Raw genomic sequence first — 18045 nt, forward strand, 5'->3', positions numbered from 1 at the left:
AATTCCCTGCCCTCGGCCCGACAGGCTCAGCCGGGCGATGCCGCGCCCAGCACCTTGTAGAGGTAGGAGCGCGAGATGCCCAGCTCCTGCGCGGCCAGCTTCTTGTTGCCGCCGCAGCGTGCGATGGCGTCGAGGATGGCGTTGCGCTCCTGGTCCTTGAGCGGGGCCACGGCGCCGGTGGAGGGCATGTCTGCCTCGGCAACGGGCGAAGGTCGTGCGCCGGCCAGCGGGTCCTCGTGGCGCGCGAAGTTGTCCACGCCCAGCAGGTGGCCGTCGCAGAATACCAGGGCCTCTTCCACGCGCTGGCGCAGCTGGCGCACATTGCCGGGCCAGGCCTGGCGGGCCAGGTAGGGCATGACACCGGGCGCGATGCGCGGCAGCGCAATGCCGTTGCGCTCGCAGAACGACTGGGCAAAGCGCTGAACCAGGGCCGGGATGTCCTCCAGGCGCTGGCGCAGGGCGGGCACATGCAGCACCACGCCGCTGAGGCGGTAGAACAGGTCCAGCCGGAAGCGGCCGCTGTCGATGAGGCCGCGCAGGTCGCGGTGCGTGGCGGCCACGATGCGGAAGTTCACCTGCCGGCCGCTGTGCGCGCCCAGGCGCTGCACCTGGCGGTCCTCCAGCACGCGCAGCAGCTTGACCTGGATCTCCATGGGAATGTCGGCCACTTCGTCGAGGAAGAGCGTGCCGCCCTCGGCCTGCTCCAGCTTGCCGGGCTGGCCCTGCCTGCGCCCGCCCGTGAAGGCGCCGGCCTCGTAGCCGAACAGCTCGGACTCGATCAGCGTGGCCGGCAGGGCCGCGAGGTTGAGGCTGACCAGGGGCGCGTCGGCATCGCGCCCGCGCGCATGCAGGGCCTGGGCCACCAGCTCCTTGCCGCTGCCGCTCTCGCCCAGGATGAGCACGGGCACGTCCAGCCGCGCCACGGCGTCGATCTCGCGTGCCAGCCTTTGCATGGGGGCGCTGGCGCCCACCATCTGCGCCGTGGGCGTGCCGCCGCGCAGCTGGCTCAGTTCGCGCTTGTAGTGCTGCACCTCGTCATGCAGCTGGTTCAGGCGCTGCTGCATGCGGTTGAGTGCCTCCACGCCGCTGAAGCTGACCTGGCCCACGGCGCCCACCACGGCGCCGCCCTCGTAGACCGGCATGCGGTTGACGATGCGGCTCACGCCCGGCCCCAGCTGCTGCAGGTCGCCGATCTCGGCCCGGCCGCTGCGCACCACGTGGGGCAGGCGCGAGTTGGGGATCACGTCCTCGGCGCGCCGGCCTGCGGCCGTGCCGGGCGCCAGGCCGAAGAACTTCTCGTGCACGGGGCTGATGTAGCGCATCAGCCCTTCATGGTCGGCCACCGTGATCGCCTGGTACGGGTTGGTCAGGAACATGTTGAGGATGGCGAAGGCGAAGGGCACGCTGGCCACCATGTCGAACAGCGCCGCCGCCTCGTCGGCCGGGCGCAGCAGGGCGACCTCGCCCTCGGCATCGGCCAGCACCACGGCCACATGGCGGGCCACCGTGCCGCGCGGGCCCGGTGTTTCCACGTGCAGCAACTGGCCATGGCCGATGGGGTTGTGCCCGTCGCCGTGCGCGCGGGCCAGGGCCTCGGTGACGGCTGCATGCAGCAGCGGCTCCTGCGCCAGGCCCAGCCGCGCCACGGGCTCGGGCGAGTCGCGTCGCCACACGAGAACGCCGAATCGGTGGTCGGGGGAGCTGGGCATGGGCATGGCGGGCAGTGGCTGGGGTGAACGCACTCTAGCGGCGCGCAGGCCACGGGTCTGTCCCCGTGGTGTCTCCATTAAAGACAGTGCCCAACCCGTGTCTTCGAGGTTGTCCTTGATGTGGACACGTGAAGGTCGGCTGTGGAAAAAATCCTTTGAATTCAACGCACTGCGTTTTGGCACGCCTTGTGCATCTGTGCTGGCACAAGGAGACACGACGACATGAGCTGGCAACCCGAAGTGGACGAGATCGCATACCGCCGCGCACTGGCGGCCAAACTGGGCGGAGAGGACAAGGTGGCGCGGCACAAGGCCGCGGGCAAGCTCACGGTGCGCGAGCGCATCGATGCCTGCACGGACGCGCAGTCCTTCGTGGAGGTGGGCTCGCTCACCGGCTCGGGCCAGTACGACGGCCTGGGCAGGCTGACGGACTTCACGCCCTCCAACCTCATCATGGGCCGGGCGCGCGTGGGCGGGCGGCCCGTGGTCGTGGTGGGCGACGATTTCACGGTGCGCGGCGGCGCCAACGACGGCGCCGTGGGCGACAAGCTGATCTTTGCCGAGAAGATGGCGCACGACCTGCGCCTGCCCATGGTGCGCCTGGTGGACGGCACGGGCGGCGGCGGCTCGGTGCGCAACATCGAGACCAAGGGCTACACCAGCGTGCCCACCATGAAGGTCTGGAGCCAGGTGGTGCAGAACCTGTCCACCGTGCCCGTGGTCTCGCTGGCCCTGGGCTCGGTGGCCGGCATGGGCGCGGCGCGCGTGGCCTCCAGCCACTACTCGGTGATGGTCAAGGAGACCGCCCAGCTGTTCAATGCCGGCCCGCCCGTGGTGGCGCGCATCGGCCAGAACGTGACCAAGAACGAGCTGGGCGGCAGCCAGGTGCACACGCGCAACGGCGTGGTCGATGACGAGGTAGCCACCGAGCAGGAGGCCTTCGAGCGCGTGCGCCGCTTCCTGTCCTACCTGCCATCGTCGGTGTACGAGCTGCCTGCGCGCACCGCGCCGCAGGACGATCCGCGGCGGCGCGACGAATGGCTGCTGTCGGCCATTCCGCGTGATGGCCGCAAGGTCTACAAGATCCGGCCCATCGTCGAATGCCTGGTCGATGAGGGCTCCTTCCTGGAGACGGGCCGCCACTGGGGCCGGGCCATCGTCACGGGGCTGGCGCGCATCGATGGCTGGCCCGTGGCCGTGGTGGCCAGCGACCCGTACTTCTACGGCGGCGGCTGGGATGGCCCTTCGGCCGAGAAGTTCACGCGCTTCGTGGACATGGCCCAGACCTTCCACCTGCCCGTGGTCAACCTGGTGGACATCGCGGGCTTCCAGATCGGCGTGGAGGCCGAGAAGGCCGGCGTCATGCGCTACGGCGTGCGCGCCCTGGCCGCCGTCTACCAGGCCACCGTGCCCTGGTGCAGCATCATCATCCGCCGCGCCTACGGCGTGGCGGCGGCCGGCCACCAGCACATGGGCCGCTTCAACTTCCGCTATGCCTGGCCCTCGGCCAACTGGGGCTCGCTGCCCATCGAGGGCGGGCTGGAGGTGGCCTACAAGGCCGAGATCGAAGGCGCCGACGACCCCGTGCAAAAGCGCGCCGAGATCGAGCAGCGCGTGCGCAGCCTGACCTCGCCCTTCCGCACGGCCGAGGCCTTCGGCATCGACGAGGTGATCGATCCGCGCGACACGCGCGCCCTGCTCAGCGAATTCGTGGAACTGGCCGCGCCGCTGCGCGAGGCCGGAGCGCCGCAGTTCGGCCTGCGGCCCTGAACGCATAAAAACCCAAGGAGACAAAGCAATGGCAACCAGACAACCGCGCGCGCCCTCGCGCCGCACCGCCCTGGCCCTGTGCCTGGCGCCGTGCCTGACCATCTGCGCCGCGACGGCGGCCCAGGCCCAGACCCCCCAGGAGGACAAGTGGCCCACGCGCCCCGTGCGCATCGTGGTCGGCTTTCCTGCAGGCTCGTTCACCGACACCATTGCACGTGCGCTGTCCGAGCCGCTGAGCAAGTCGCTGGGCCAGCCCGTGGTGGTGGAGAACAAGCCCGGCGCCAACGGCGCCATCGGCGTGGGCGAGGTGGCGCGCGCCGCGCCCGACGGCTACACCCTGCTGGTCACCAACTCCAGCAGCATCACCATCAACCCCCAGATCTACAAGAAGATCACCTACCGCGCCAAGGACTTCGCGCCCATCACCATGGTGCTGGATGCGCCCTTCATCCTCACCGTCAACCCCGAGTGGGCGCAGAAGCACCAGATACGCTCGGCCAAGGATGTGATCGCCTTCGCCAAGGGCCATCCCGACAAGCTCAGCTACGGCTCTGCCGGCCCCGGCAACATCGCCCACCTGGCCTATGCGGCCTGGAGCAACCGCACGGGCGTGAAGACCACGCATGTGCCCTACAAGAGCGCATCGCAGGCGCAGATGGCCGTGCTCAGCGGCGAGCTGGACACGCAGTTCGACACCTGGAGCGCGCTGCCACACATCGCCAGCGGCAAGCTCGTGGCGCTGGCCGTCACCGCGCCCCGGCGCATGCAGCAGCTGCCCGAGGTGCCCACCATGGCCGAGGCCGGCTATGCCGATTTCGACGTCACCTTCTGGGCCGGCCTGCTGGCGCCTGCGGGCACGCCGCCGGCCATCGTCAACCGGCTCTATGAGGCCTCCAGGGGCGTGCTGCAGGACGCACGCATCCGCGCCGTGCTCAGCAGCCAGGGCGAGCCCGTGATGATGCCGCCCGCGCCGTTCGGCCAGCGCATCGCCAAGGAGGTCTCGGATTGGGGGCAAGTGATCCAGCGCGAAGCCTTGTCTTTGGATTGATGAGGTACGCATGTCTCTGTTGCAAGCACTGAACCCCCGCTCCGTCGCCATCCTTGGCGCCTCCGACAACCCCATCAAGGCCGGTGGCCGGCCCATCGACTACCTGCGGCGCCATGGTTTCGCAGGCCGCATCCTGCCCGTCAATCCCAAGCGCGCCGAGGTCCAGGGCCTGGCAGCCTACCCCTCGCTGCGCGCGCTGCCCGCGGCGCCCGACTCCGTGGTCATCAGCCTGCCCGGCGAGGACGTGGCCGCCGCCATCGACGACTGCGTGGCCGTGGGCGCGCGCCTGGCTGTGATCTATTCGTCCGGCTTTGCCGAACTGGGCGAGGAGGGTCGCCGGCAGCAGGCCGACCTGGTGGCGCGGGCGCGCAGGGCGCCAGGCGGCGGGCTGCGCCTGTTCGGCCCCAATTGCCAGGGCGTGGCCAACTTCGCCACGGGCGCCATCCTCAACTTCTCGACCATGATCAACGAGAACGCGCCGGCCGACGGCCCCGTGGCCATCGTCAGCCAGAGCGGTGCGGGCGCGGCCATTCTCTACGGCGGCCTGCGCCGCGCGGGCATCGGCGTGCGCTACATGCTGTCCACGGGCAACGAGGCCGATGTCTGCGCAGCCGAGGCCGTGCGCGCCGTGGTCGAGGACGAAGGCATCCGCCTGGTCGTGCTCTACATCGAGACGCTGCGGCAAAGCGCCTGGCTGGCCGAGGCCGCGCGCCTGGCCCATGCGCGCGGCGTCACCATCCTGGCCGTGAAGGCCGGCCGCACGCGCGCAGGCCAGGCCACGGCCAGCTCGCACACGGGCGCGCTGGCGGCCGAGGACGCGCTGGCCGATGCCTTCCTGCGCCAGCACGGCATACCGCGCCTGGCCGACTTCCGCGAGCTGATCGACTACGCGCCGCTGTTCCTGTCCCAGCCTGCGCCGCGCGGTCGCCGCGTGGTCAGCATCAGCAATTCGGGCGCCACCTGCGTGCTGTCGGCCGACGCGGCCGAAGAATACGGACTGGCCCTGGAGCCGTTCGATGCCGCCACGCTGGACGGCCTGTCCCAGGCCCTGCCGTCCTATGTCACGGCGCGCAATCCCATCGACATGACCACGGCCCTGCTGGGCAGGCCGCAGACCTTTGGCGACACGCTGCGGGCCTTGTCGGGCAGCGGTGCGGCGGACCTCGTTCACGTGGGCTTCCCTATCGGCGGCGAGGGCTATGACTTTGCCGACTTCGCGGGCCAGGCCAGCCGCTTTGCGCGCGACACCGGCGTGCCCATTGCGGTCAGCGTCAACCAGGACTGGGTGGCCCAGGCCTTCCAGGGCCAGGGCGTGCCCACCTTCTGGAGCGAACGCGCCGCCATGCGCGGCCTGGCGCTGCTGGCCGAGCAGGCCGGTGGCAGGCAGGCACAGGTGCCGTCTGCCGAGGCATCGGTGCCGGTGCCGGCCTCCCGCTCCATCACGCTGGTTACGCTGGACGAGCCTTCCAGCCTGTCCGAACTCGCCCGCGCCGGCCTGCCGGTGATGCGCCATCTGGTCTGCAGGAACGAGGACGAGGTGCGCGCCGCCATCGAGTCCCTGCCACGGCCCCTGGTGGCCAAGGGCGTGTCCGCCGATCTCTCGCACAAGTCCGAGCATGGCCTGGTGCGGCTGAACATCCGCGAGGCGGAGCAGGCGCTGCAGGCCTTTGGCGACTTCGCCGCCACGCTGGCCCGCCTGGGCGCGGCCGATGGCGGCCTGCTGCTGGGAGCCCAGCACAAGGCCGACTTCGAGCTGGCGCTGGGTGCCCATGTCGATGCCGAGTTCGGCGTGGTGGTCATGGTCGGCCAGGGCGGCGTGCTGGTGGAGGCGCTCAGGGACGTGCAGTTCCTCGTGGCCCCCTTCAGTGCGCGGCAGGCGCAGGATGCCCTTGCGCGCCTGTCCATCGCCCCGGCCTTTGCGGCCGTGCGCGGCATGCCGGCCGTGGAGCTGGACGCCGTGGCCGCCATGATGGTGCGGCTGGGCGACTGGATGCTGGCCCAGGGCGGGCGCGTGCAGTCGGTCGATGCCAATCCCGTGCTCGTGGCGCGCGGCGCGCAGGCGCCGGTCATCGTCGATGCGGTGGTGGCCGTGGCCGCCGCGCCAGCGGTCTCCTCGGAGGCGGCATGAGCGGCGCCCCGCACCCCATCCGCCGCGTGCTGGTCGCCAACCGGGGCGCCGTGGCCGCGCGCGTGATCCGCACGCTGCGGCGCATGGGCCTTGAATCCGTGGCCGTGTACTCCGAGGCCGATGCCGGCCTGCCCTATGTGCGCGCTGCCGACCAGTCCGTGTGCATAGGCCCTGCGCCCGCCGCGCAAAGCTATCTGGACCAGGCGCGGCTGCTGCAAGTGGCGCGCGAGACGGGGGCCGATGCCGTGCACCCGGGCTACGGTTTTCTCTCCGAGAACGCGGACTTCGCCGAGGCCGTGCAGCGCCAGGGCCTGTGCTTCATCGGCCCCTCGCCGCACTGGATACGCACGCTGGGCCACAAGACCCAGGCGCGGGCCTTCATGGCCGCCCAGGGCATGCCGCAGGCGGCCAGCTCGGCCGTGCTGCACAGCCTGCAGGAGGCGCAGGCGGAGGCGGCGCGCATCGGCTTTCCCGTGCTGGTCAAGCCCGCAGGCGGGGGAGGCGGCATCGGCATGCTGCCCGCGCACGATGCACCGCAGCTGGAGGCCGCCTGGTCCAAGGCCAGCGGCATTGCCGCCAAGTACTTCGGCACGGCCGAGCTGTACCTGGAAAAGCTGATCGAGGCGCCGCGCCACATCGAGTTCCAGGTGCTGGCCGACCGCCATGGCGAGGTGCGCGTGCTGTTCGAGCGCGACTGCTCGGTGCAGCGCCGCCACCAGAAGGTGGTGGAGGAGGCCCGCCCCGCAGGCATTCCCGCGCAGGCCCTGGCCGACATGCGGCAACTGCTGGCCGGCCTGCTGGCGCGCACGGGCTATGACGTGATCGGCACCGTGGAGATGCTCTACACGCCGCAGCACGGCTTTGTCTTCCTGGAGATGAACACGCGGCTGCAGGTCGAGCATGCGGTGACCGAGGGGATCACGGGCATCGACATCGTCGAGGCCCAGATCCGCCTGGCCGCCGGCGAGCGCATGCGGGAGGTGCTGCCCGCCGAACCCGTGGCCCGCGGCCATGCCATCGAGGCGCGCATCTATGCCGAAGACCCCGTGCGCTTCCTGCCCTCGCCGGGGCGCCTGGACCGCTTCGAGATGCCCCAGGGCGAAGGCCTGCGCGTGGAGACCGGCTATGCCCAGGGCTGCAGCGTCACGCCCTTCTACGACCCCATGGTCGCCAAGCTCGTGGCCCATGGCAGCGACCGCGCCCAGGCCATCGCACGGCTGCGCCAGGCACTGGCGCAGACCCGCATCGAGGGCGTGAAGACCAATATCCCCTTCATCGAACGCATCCTGGGCCACGCCGATTTCCTGGACCTGCGCATCGACACCGGCATCGCCCAGCGCGTGCTGGCCCACCTTTGAAAGCCCTACCCATGACCACCACCCCGAACATGATCACAAGCCCCATCGCCGGCCTAGTGGCCGCTGTGGAAGCCGCCGAAGGCGGCACCGTCGCCCTGGGCGACACCCTCATCATCGTGGAGTCCATGAAGATGGAGATTCCCGTGGAAAGCGAGGTGGCAGGCGTCGTGCGCCGCATGCTCGTGGCCGTGGGCGAGCCGGTGGCCGAAGGCCAGGCGATTGCGGAGATCGGATGAACGCCGTTGGAATCTCCACCGCCCCGGACCTGGAGGCCGCCGCGCTGGCGCGCGGCTACTTCGGCATCGACGTGCCCTTCATGTCCCATATCGGCCTGGAGCCCGTGAGCCTGGCGCCCGGCCTGGCGCGCACGCGGCTGCCCATGCATCCGCACCTGGCCAACAGCCGGGGGCATGGCCATGGCGGCGCGCTGATGAGCGCGCTGGACTTCACGCTGAGCGCGGCCGCGCGCTCGTCCAACCCGCTGGGGCTGGGCGTGGTGACCATCGAGATGAGCACGCACTTCCTCGCCTCGGCCACCACCGACCTGCTGATTGAGGCCCGCGTGCTGCGCGCAGGCGCGCGCACCGTGTTCTGCGAGGGCAATGTGCTGGACAGCGCGGGCCAGGCCGTGTGCACGGCGCGGGCCGTGTTCAAGCTGATCGCGCTGTAGCCTGGTTCAGGCGCCGTCGCCTTCGGGCGCCGGCGGCAGCAGGTGCTGGCCGATCTGCTGCCAGGCCTTGGCCGCGTCATGCTGGCCGCCGAACATGTGGCAGCTGGCGGCCGTCATGGCCAGGCGGCCGTTTTCGGGTTCCAGGTCGAACGCCAGCTCGCATTGCGCGGCGGCGTTGCGCCACATCACCACGGCGTCTGGCGATTCTTCCTTTTGCAGCGCATGGGCTTCTGCCATCCAGGCCTGGGCCAGGCGAAACGCGCCCTCGGCCTGGTCGGGGTCGGCCTTGTGGGCCAGGTAGAACTGCTTGCCGGCCTGCTGCCACAGCGCCCTGGCCTGGGCGAAATCCTGGGTGGCGGCCCGCTGTGCCTGGGCCACCAGGGCATTGCCTTCGGCCAGCAGCGTTGCGTAGGAGGAGGGGGCGTCTTGCGTCATGGGGCGCCATTGTGCCGCCGCTCCGGTGCCTGTGTTCAGGCCGGGGAATCGCGTGGCGGGCTCGGGCTGTCGGGCAGTTCCAGGCCGATGCGCGTGAAGCCGCCTTCGGACTCGGCAAAGCAGCGCCCGCCGTGCATGCGCGCGATGGCGGCCACGATGGCCAGGCCCAGGCCATGGTTGCGGTCGGCCTGGCTGCGCGCGGCGTCGGCCCGGTAGAAGCGGTCGAACAGGCGCGGCAGGTCGGCGGGGGCTATGGTCGGGCCCCGGTTGAGCACCGCCAGCGCCACGTCACCGGCGCCACCGTGGTGGGCACAGGGCCGTGCGCCTATCTGCACGGTGATGGTGGAGCCGCGCTGTGCATAGCGTGTGGCATTGCCCAGCAGGTTGGACAGCGCCCGGCGCAGCAGCCGCGCATCGACCTCGGCGGCCGCGTCGCCCTGGACGACGACCTGCAGTTCGGCCTCCTGCAGCGCGGCCTCGTGAAAGTCGATGACCTCATGGGCCAACGCGGCCAGGCTGGCCCAGGGCGCCAGGCGCGCGCCCTGGCCCCGGTCGGCCTGCGAGAGAAACAGCATGTCGGCCACGATGCCGGCCATGCGTCGCAGGTCCTCCAGGTTGGAAGCCAGCACCTCGCGCAGCTCGGCCTCGCTGCGCGGCTTGCGCAGGGCCAGCTCGCAGCTGCTGATCAGCGTGGTCAGCGGCGTGTTCAGTTCATGGGCCACGTCGGCGTTGAAGGCCTCCATCTGCCGGTAGGCCACGGCCAGCCGTTCCAGCAGGGCGTTGAATTGCGCGATCAGCGGGCGCAACTCCTGCGGCTGTCCGCTGTCGTCCAGGCGCCGCTGCAGGTCCTGGGCCGACAGCTGGCGCGTCTGCTCGGTCAGTTCGCGCAGCGGCGCCAGGCCCAGGCGCACCAGCCAGATGCCGGTCAGCGACACCAGGAGCGCGCCGCCCACGGCGGCCAGGGCCAGCGTCCAGGCCAGCAGGGACAGTTGCCGGTCATCGTCGGCGCGGTCCAGGGTGAGCTGGGCCTGTGCATGCTGGCCACTGTCGGCCAGCACCACCTCGAAGCTGCGCTGCAGCGTGCGGCCCGGCGTCTTGGGAATGCGCAGGCGCTCGTAGATCACGCGGCCCTGCAGGTCGGTGATGCGCAGCGACATCTCGTCCAGGCCCGTGAGAAAGTCGTCCAGCATGTGGGCCAGACCGGCCTCGTTGTGGGCGCTGCGGCTTTCCGTCATCAGGTGCAGCACGGCCTGCTGCTTGAGGTCCAGCGTCTCGTGCTGGTGCTGCTCCAGCGTCATCGATGCCACCCCGTAGACGGCCGCGCACACCAGGCCCAGGCCCAGCATGGTCTGCAGCGCCAGCCAGCGCGACAGGCGCCGGCCCAGGTGGGGAATGTCGGCGGGGGGAGGTGCGGCAGGGGCGGCGCTCACGGTGCGCGCGACTCCAGCACATAGCCCATGCCGCGCACCGTGTGCAGCAGCGGCTGTTCGAAGGGCTGGTCCAGCTTCAGGCGCAGGCGGCGCACGGCCACCTCGACCACGTTGGTCTCGCTGTCGAAGTTCATGTCCCAGACCTGGGAGGCCAGCTCGGTGCGCGACAGCACCTCGCCCTGGCGGCGCAGCAGCAGGCTCAGCAGGTTGAATTCCTTGGCCGTGAGGTCCAGGCGCTGGCCGGCGCGCGTGGCGCGTCGGCGGATCAGGTCCAGCTCCAGGTCGGCCATGCGCAGCATGGTGGCCTCGGCCGCCGGATGCGCCGTGCCGACACTGCGGCGCAGCAGCACATGCATGCGCGCCACCAGTTCGGAGAAGGCAAAGGGCTTGACCAGGTAGTCGTCGGCGCCGCCCTGCAGGCCGCGCACGCGGTCTTCCACCTGGCCGCGCGCCGTCAGCATCAGCACCGGTGTCTGGCGCGACTGGCGCAGCGCCGCCAGCACGGCCAGGCCGTCGATGCCGGGCAGCATGCCGTCGAGCACGATGAGGTCGTAGGCCAGCTCGGTGGCCAGGTGCAGGCCGTCGATGCCGTCGTGCGCGACATCGACCACGAACCCCTCCTCGGTCAGGCCCTTGCGGAGGTAGTCGGCCAGCTTGATTTCGTCTTCGATGACCAGGACTTTCATGCCGAGCATTGTCGGGGAAGGGCATGGTTTGCCAAGATGACAAATTTGTCATGTGCCCGACAGCCACAGGTCGCCGCACGGCCCTAGACTCGCCGGCTTGGGGGAGTCGTGGTTGTGGGCAAACGCCATGCACGACAATCCCCACCTGCCCCATGCCCTCCTCCATGACCCGGCCCCGTCTCGCCGCCCTCGCCGTTCTCGTGATCGCGCTGCTGTTCCAGTGGAGCTGGATGGCGGCCGCTGCGCTGTGCCGGCACGACGGGCATGAGACCCGGCACTTCGGCCACCATGTCCACGGCGTGAGCCTGCATGGCATGGGCGCCGAGCGCCATGCCAACGCAGATCCGGGCGCTGGCGCCGAACCGGGGCAACCGGCAAAGAAGTCGGACCAGGGCCAGCCGTCGTCGCTCAGCGTCGATTGCTCCATGTGCCATGCCTGGGTGGCCGTCGCCACCCACTACGCCAAGGCCGCGCCGGTGGCGCCTCCCCCCATGCCATTCGCCGAGCCGCTGCGCCGCCATGCCTCGGCCGTGCTGCTGCGCCCCGATCGGCCCCGCTGGCAGGGCTGACGCCCCCTGCAGCCGCCGGCCGGGCATGGCCCTGTTTCTGCCCCGGACCGGCATTCCCCTGAAATCCCCTCGCGCGCAGCGGCCATGGGCCGTGCGCGCCCGCCGCAGCGGCCTGACCGGCTGATGAACGGTCAGGCCTGACCTGCGCGCGGGCAAGGAGTCCGTGTATGTCTTTCCCTTCGTCCTTTCCGTCGAGGACGGCTTCCCACGCACCATGGAGCGCCTGGCCCGGGCCGCGCGCCCTGCTGGTGATGGCCGTGCTGACCGCTTGCGCCGCCGTGCAGGCGGGCGAGCCTGCCGATGCGGCTGCGCCATCTGCAGCCGCTGTTTCCGAGTCCACACCGGCCGGCCCGCCGCTGGACCTGCAGCAGGCCCTGGCCCTGGCGCTGGACGGCAACCCCGGCCTGCGTGCGGCCCGCCGTGCGCTGGAGGCCAGCGATGGCGCCGTGCTGCAAAGCCAGGCCCGGCCCAATCCCGAGCTGGCCTGGTCGCAGGAGGACACGCGCCGCAGCACGCGCACGCTGACCGTGCAGCTGAACCAGACCCTGGAAGTGGGCGGCAAGCGCGAGGCCCGCATGCGCGTGGCCGAGCGCGGGCGCGACCTGGCGCAGGCCGAGCTGGCGGGGGCCGAGGCTGCGCTGCGCGCCGACGTGGGCACGGCCTTCTTCGGCGTGCTGGCTGCGCAGCAGCGCGTGGTCCTGGCCGGGCAGACGCTGGAGATCGCCAGCAGCGCGCGCGAGGCCGCAGCCCGCCGCGTGGCCGCCGGCAAGGTGGCGCCGCTGGAGGAAACCCGGGCCCGCGTGGCCGAATCCGGCGCCCGCCTGGAGCAGGCCCAGGCCCGCTCGGGCCTGCGCGTGGCGCGCGGCCAGCTGCAGGCGCTGTGGGGCGAGCGAGTGCGCCCCTTCGGCCAGGCCGAGGGCGCTGTGGACGCCCTGCCCCAGCTGCCTGAGCTGGCCGCCCTGCAGCAGCGCATCGAACAGGCTCCCGCCGTGCTGCGTGCGCGCCAGGCGCTGGAGCAAAGCCGCGCCACGGCCGACCTGGAGCGTGCGCGGCGCCTGCCCGATCCCACCGTCAGCCTGGGCGTCAAGCGCGCCACCGAGGTCGGGCGCAACCAGCTCGTGGTCGGCGTCTCCGTGCCCCTGCCCGTGCTCGACAGCAACCGGGGCAACCAGCTGCAGGCCCTGCGCCTGGCCGACCAGGCCGAAGAGCAGTTGCTGGCCACGCGCGTGCAACTGCAGGCCCAGCTGTTCGAGGCGCGCGAGCTGCTGCAGGCCAGCCGCGAGCAGGCGCGCCAGCTGGCCGAGGAGGTGCTGCCCACGGCGCGCACGGCCTACGAGCTGGCCTCGCGCGGGTTTGCGCTGGGCAAGTTCGGCTACCTCGACGTGCTGGACGCACAACGCACCTGGTCCGAGGCGCGCAGCCAGTACCTGGACCAGCTGCTGGCCACCCACCGCGCCGCCGCCGACATCGACCGCCTGCTGGGCACCGAATCCGGCCTCTGATTCCGATAGCAACCTGATTGCATCCAGACCATGAACACCAAGCCCTCCTCCTCCCCCCTCGGACCGCGCCGCACCCTCGTGGCCATTGCCGTCATCCTGGCCCTGGGCGCGCTGGCCGCCACGCTGATCCTGCGCAGCGGCACGCCGGGCGCTGCCAAGGCCGACAGCCATGGCCATGGCCACAGCGAGGCCGCAGGCCATGCCGATGGCGAGCACCACGGCGCCGCAGCCGCAGCCGATGGCCACAAGCACGACGAAGGCCATGCCGACGATGAACACCATGAAGACTCCAAGGCGGAAAAAGCCGATGCCAAGCCTGCCGCCCAACCTGCGGCCCAACCTGCCGCAAAACCGGCTGCAGAAGCCGGCCATGGCGACGACGAAGGCCTGATCGCCATGGACGCCCAGCGCATGCAGGCGGCCGGCGTGCGCCTGGCCGAGGCCGGTCCGGCCACCGTGCGTTCCGTGCTGCAGCTGCCCGGGGAGATCCGCTTCAACGAAGACCGCACGGCCCACGTCGTGCCGCGCGTGGCCGGCATTGCCGAGAGCGTTCCCGCCAACCTGGGCCAGAACGTGAAGAAGGGCCAGCTGCTGGCCGTGCTCAGCAGCGCCGCCGTGTCCGAGCAGCGCAGCGAACTGCTGGCCGCCAGCAAGCGCCTGGAGCTGGCCCGCACCACCTACGCACGTGAAAAGCAGCTGTGGGAGGAAAAGGTCTCGGCCGAGCAGGACTACCTGCAGGCGCGCCAGGCGCTGCGCGAGGCCGAGATCGCCGTCTCCAACGCCCAGCAGAAGCTGGCCGCCACGGGCGCCGGTGCCGGCGGTGGTGCGGGCGGGCTCAACCGCTTCGAGCTGCGCGCGCCGTTTGACGGCGTGATCGTGGAAAAGCACCTGTCCGTGGGCGAGGCCGTGCAGGACACCACCCAGGTCTTCACCATCTCCGACCTGCGCAGCGTCTGGGCCGAGATGCGCGTGGCCGCGCCCGACCTGCCCGCCGTGCGCGTGGGCGAGAAGGCCACGGTGCGCGCCACGGCCTTCGACTCCTCGGCCACGGGCGAGGTGGCCTATGTGGGCGCCCTGATCGGCCAGGACACGCGCACGGCCCCCGCGCGCATCACCCTGCCCAACCCCGACGGCGTGTGGCGCCCGGGCCTGTTCGTGAACGTGGAGCTGACGGCATCATCCCGGCAGGCGCCGCTGGCCGTGGCCACGCAGGCACTGCAGAAGATGGAGCAGCAGACCGTGGTCTTCGTGCCCGTGCAGGGGGGCTTTCGCGCCCAGCCGGTGCGCGTGGGCCGCGCCGACGGCAAGACCACCGAGGTGCTGGAAGGCCTGAAACCCGGCCAATCCTACGTGGCCGAGGGCAGCTTCATGCTCAAGGCCGAGCTGGGCAAGGCCACGGCCGAGCACTCCCATTGATGCGGGCATGAACGGAGAACTCCATGTTTGAACGCATCATCCGATTTGCCATAGAGCAGCGCTGGCTGGTCCTGCTGGCCGTGCTGGCCATGGCAGGGCTGGGCATCTACAACTACCAGCGCCTGCCCATCGACGCCGTGCCCGACATCACCAATGTCCAGGTGCAGATCAACACCCAGGCCAGCGGCTACTCGCCGCTGGAGACCGAGCAGCGCGTCACCTATCCCATAGAGACGGTGATGGCCGGCCTGCCCCATCTGGAGCAGACGCGCTCGCTGTCGCGCTACGGCCTGTCCCAGGTCACCGTGGTGTTCAAGGACGGCACGGACATCTACTTCGCACGGCAGCTGGTGGGCGAGCGCATACAGCAGGCGCGCGACAGCCTGCCTGCCGGCATCACGCCCACGCTGGGCCCCATCTCCACGGGCCTGGGCGAGATCTACCTGTGGACCGTGGAGGCCGAGGACGATGCGAAAAAGCCCGACGGCACGCCCTACACGCCCATGGACCTGCGCGAGATCCAGGACTGGGTCATCAAGCCGCAGCTGCGCAACGTGCCCGGCGTCACCGAGATCAACTCCATCGGCGGCTACGCCAAGGAGTACCTGGTGGCGCCCGCGCCCGAGAAGCTGGCGGCCTACGGCTTCACGCTGGCCGACATCGTCACCGCCCTGCAGCGCAACAACAGCAACGTGGGTGCGGGCTATATCGAGCGCCAGGGCGAGCAGTACCTGATCCGCGCGCCGGGCCAGGTCGGCGGCATCGCCGACATCCGCGAGGTCATCGTGGGCTCGGCCCAGGGCCAGCCCATCCGCATCCGCGACCTGGCCGAGGTCGGCCTGGGCCAGGAGCTGCGCACGGGCGCGGCCACCGACAACGGCCGCGAGGTGGTGCTGGGCACGGTGTTCATGCTGATCGGCGAGAACAGCCGCACCGTCTCGCGCGCCGTGGACCAGCGCATGGCCGAGATCAACCGGGGCCTGCCCCCGGGCGTCAAGGCCATCACCGTCTACGACCGCACGAACCTGGTGGACAAGGCCATCGCCACGGTCAAGAAGAACCTGGTGGAGGGCGCGGCCCTGGTGGTGGTCATCCTCTTCCTGTTCCTGGGCAACCTGCGCGCGGCGCTGATCACGGCACTGATCATCCCGCTGTCCATGCTGTTCACCTTCACGGGCATGGTGCACTACAAGGTCAGCGCCAACCTCATGAGCCTGGGGGCGCTGGACTTCGGCATCATCATCGACGGGGCCGTGGTCATCGTGGAGAACTGCGTGCGCCGCCTGGCCCATGCGCAGGAGGCGCGCGGACGGTCGCTGACGCGCAGCGAACGCTTCCATGAAGTCTTCGCCGCCGCGAAGGAAGCGCGCCGCCCGCTGCTGTTCGGCCAGCTCATCATCATGGTGGTCTACCTGCCCATCTTCGCGCTCACGGGTGTGGAGGGGAAGATGTTCCATCCCATGGCGCTGACGGTGGTCATCGCGCTGGCCGGCGCCATGCTGCTGTCCATCACCTTCATCCCGGCGGCGATTGCGCTGTTCATGGGCGACAAGGTGGCCGAGAAGGAAAACCGCCTCATGGGCTGGGCACGCCGCGGCTATGCGCCCGTGCTGGCGCGCGTCATGGCCGCGCCCGCCGTGGTGCTCACGGCCGCCGCCGTGGCCGTGGCGCTGAGCCTGCTGCTGGCCACGCGCCTGGGCAGCGAGTTCGCGCCCAACCTCAACGAGGGGGACTTCGCCATCCAGGCGCTGCGCATCCCGGGCACCAGCCTTACGCAGTCGCTGGAAATGCAGATGCAGATCGAGAAGGCGCTCAAGAAGGAGTTCCCCGAGATCGACCGCGTGTTCGCGCGCACCGGCACGGCCGAGATCGCCTCCGACCCCATGCCGCCCAACATCTCCGACGGCTACATCATGCTGAAAGCCCGCAGCGAGTGGCCCGACCCGGCGCGCCCGCGCGATGAGCTGCTGGCCGCCGTGCAGGCGTCGGTGGACCGCATCCCGGGCAACAACTACGAGTTCTCCCAGCCCATCCAGCTGCGCTTCAACGAGCTGATCTCGGGCGTGCGCAGCGACGTGGCCGTGAAGATCTTCGGCGACGACATGGCCGTGCTGGAGAAAAGCGCCCAGACCGTGGCCGGCATGCTGCAGCAGATCGCGGGCGCCTCCGAGGTCAAGGTCGAGCAGACCACGGGCCTGCCCATGCTCACCGTGCAGATCGACCGCGAAAAGGCCTCGCGCTACGGCCTGAACATGGGCGATGTGCAGGACGCCATCAGCACCGCCATGGGCGGCACCGAGGCCGGCACGGTATTCCAGGGCGACCGGCGCTTCGACATCCAGGTGCGCCTGCCGGACGCCGTGCGCAACGACCTGCAGGCCCTGAGCCGCCTGCCCATCGCCCTGCCGCGCGGGGCGGACGGGCGCATCGGCTTCGTGCCGCTGTCGGCCGTGGCCACGTTCGAGACCGCGCCCGGCCCCAACCAGGTCAGCCGCGAAGACGGCAAGCGCCGCATCGTGGTCAGCGCCAATGTGCGCGGGCGCGACATGGGCTCCTTCGTGGGCGAGGCACAGCAGAAGCTGCAGGGCCTGTCGCTGCCGCCCGGCTACTGGACGCGCTGGGGCGGCACCTTCGAGAACCTGGAGTCGGCCACGCGCCGCCTGCAGATCGTCGTGCCCGTGGCGCTGCTGATGGTCTTCGTGCTGCTGTTCGCCATGTTCGGCAATGTGCGCGACGGGCTGGTGGTCTTCACGGGCATTCCGTTCGCGCTCACGGGCGGCATCCTGGCGCTGTGGCTGCGCGACATACCGCTGTCCATCTCGGCGGCGGTGGGCTTCATCGCGCTGTCGGGCGTGGCCGTGCTCAACGGCCTGGTCATGATCTCCTGGATCAGAACCTTGCGCGAACAGGGCGCCAGCGTGCCCGACGCCGTGACCGAGGGCGCGCTCACCCGGCTGCGCCCCGTGCTGATGACGGCCCTTGTCGCCTCGCTGGGCTTCGTTCCCATGGCCATTGCCACGGGCACGGGCGCCGAGGTGCAGCGGCCGCTGGCCACGGTGGTGATCGGCGGCATCCTGTCGTCCACGCTGCTGACCTTGCTGGTGCTGCCGCTGCTGTACCGGCTGGTACACCGCAACGACCCGTCGGAAGCGGACGCGGCAGGCGCCGTGCCCACGGCATCGGCACCAGCCGCGTAGCACGCCACCCACGCCACCCACGCCCCCATGCCGCCTGGCAGGCCCTGTGGCAGCCAGGCGGCGCGGGGCTTTTTTCCATGCCCGGCCGCCTCGGCACCAGGGGCTGGCCGGCTGGCCAAACATCTTT

The 18045-nt window shown here is 70.7% G+C and carries 14 protein-coding genes; 10 read left to right on the forward strand and 4 right to left on the reverse strand.

What is annotated here, in order from left to right; translation table 11 throughout:
- Positions 1–26 precede the first annotated feature (26 nt).
- The gene (locus tag DELCS14_RS26795) at positions 27–1709 is read right to left on the reverse strand and encodes a sigma-54-dependent Fis family transcriptional regulator (RefSeq protein ID WP_043796938.1); all 1683 of its coding nucleotides are present in this window, start codon (positions 1707–1709) and stop codon (positions 27–29) included.
- A 222-nt stretch (positions 1710–1931) separates the two neighbouring features.
- Between DELCS14_RS26795 and DELCS14_RS26800 the strand changes: the two genes are divergently transcribed.
- Genes DELCS14_RS26800 through DELCS14_RS26825 form a run of 6 tightly spaced genes read left to right on the forward strand, consistent with a single transcriptional unit; the run spans position 1932 to position 8683 of the window.
- Positions 1932–3479 (forward strand): carboxyl transferase domain-containing protein, encoded by a 1548-nt coding sequence (locus tag DELCS14_RS26800; RefSeq protein ID WP_013804402.1) that lies wholly within the window; start codon positions 1932–1934, stop codon positions 3477–3479.
- A gap of 28 nt (positions 3480–3507) precedes the next feature.
- Positions 3508–4527, forward strand: coding sequence for a tripartite tricarboxylate transporter substrate binding protein (locus DELCS14_RS26805; protein ID WP_013804403.1), 1020 nt, complete (start codon positions 3508–3510; stop codon positions 4525–4527).
- 10 nt (positions 4528–4537) lie between these two features.
- Positions 4538–6655, forward strand: coding sequence for an acetate--CoA ligase family protein (locus DELCS14_RS26810; protein WP_013804404.1), 2118 nt, complete (start codon positions 4538–4540; stop codon positions 6653–6655).
- A complete protein-coding gene (locus DELCS14_RS26815; protein WP_013804405.1) occupies positions 6652–8013 on the forward strand; it encodes a biotin carboxylase N-terminal domain-containing protein in 1362 nt (453 codons plus the stop codon). The genes DELCS14_RS26810 and DELCS14_RS26815 overlap by 4 nt, the downstream gene beginning before the upstream one ends.
- 11 nt (positions 8014–8024) lie before the next feature.
- Positions 8025–8249, forward strand: coding sequence for an acetyl-CoA carboxylase biotin carboxyl carrier protein subunit (locus DELCS14_RS26820; protein WP_012203026.1), 225 nt, complete (start codon positions 8025–8027; stop codon positions 8247–8249).
- Positions 8246–8683 (forward strand): PaaI family thioesterase, encoded by a 438-nt coding sequence (locus tag DELCS14_RS26825; protein ID WP_013804406.1) that lies wholly within the window; start codon positions 8246–8248, stop codon positions 8681–8683. The genes DELCS14_RS26820 and DELCS14_RS26825 overlap by 4 nt, the downstream gene beginning before the upstream one ends.
- Before the next feature lie 6 nt (positions 8684–8689).
- Here DELCS14_RS26825 and DELCS14_RS26830 read toward each other — a convergent pair whose 3' ends face one another.
- From DELCS14_RS26830 to DELCS14_RS26840, 3 genes are read right to left on the reverse strand one after another with little or no spacing between them, the layout of a single operon-like run.
- Entirely contained in the window at positions 8690–9118 is a 429-nt protein-coding gene (locus DELCS14_RS26830; protein ID WP_013804407.1) for a hypothetical protein, read from the reverse strand.
- 35 nt (positions 9119–9153) lie between these two features.
- Positions 9154–10548, reverse strand: coding sequence for a heavy metal sensor histidine kinase (locus DELCS14_RS26835; protein WP_013804408.1), 1395 nt, complete (start codon positions 10546–10548; stop codon positions 9154–9156).
- Positions 10545–11234 (reverse strand): heavy metal response regulator transcription factor, encoded by a 690-nt coding sequence (locus DELCS14_RS26840; protein WP_169807217.1) that lies wholly within the window; start codon positions 11232–11234, stop codon positions 10545–10547. The genes DELCS14_RS26835 and DELCS14_RS26840 overlap by 4 nt, the downstream gene beginning before the upstream one ends.
- A 164-nt stretch (positions 11235–11398) precedes the next feature.
- On the opposite strand from DELCS14_RS26840, the gene DELCS14_RS26845 reads away from it, so the two are divergent.
- The 4 genes from DELCS14_RS26845 (at position 11399) to DELCS14_RS26860 (ending at position 17918) form a co-directional block, all read left to right on the forward strand.
- Complete coding sequence (locus tag DELCS14_RS26845; protein ID WP_043780713.1) at positions 11399–11803, forward strand: hypothetical protein; 405 nt, start codon at positions 11399–11401, stop codon at positions 11801–11803.
- A 167-nt stretch (positions 11804–11970) separates the two neighbouring features.
- Complete coding sequence (locus tag DELCS14_RS26850) at positions 11971–13305, forward strand: TolC family protein (RefSeq protein WP_013804410.1); 1335 nt, start codon at positions 11971–11973, stop codon at positions 13303–13305.
- A gap of 30 nt (positions 13306–13335) precedes the next feature.
- Positions 13336–14721, forward strand: a complete 1386-nt coding sequence (locus tag DELCS14_RS26855; protein WP_013804411.1) for an efflux RND transporter periplasmic adaptor subunit — start codon at positions 13336–13338, stop codon at positions 14719–14721.
- Between the two features lie 23 nt (positions 14722–14744).
- Positions 14745–17918 (forward strand): CusA/CzcA family heavy metal efflux RND transporter, encoded by a 3174-nt coding sequence (locus DELCS14_RS26860; protein ID WP_013804412.1) that lies wholly within the window; start codon positions 14745–14747, stop codon positions 17916–17918.
- Positions 17919–18045: the final 127 nt, after the last annotated feature.

Origin of the sequence: Delftia sp. Cs1-4 (assembly GCF_000214395.1) — a bacterium.
Lineage (GTDB): Bacteria > Pseudomonadota > Gammaproteobacteria > Burkholderiales > Burkholderiaceae_C > Comamonas > Comamonas acidovorans.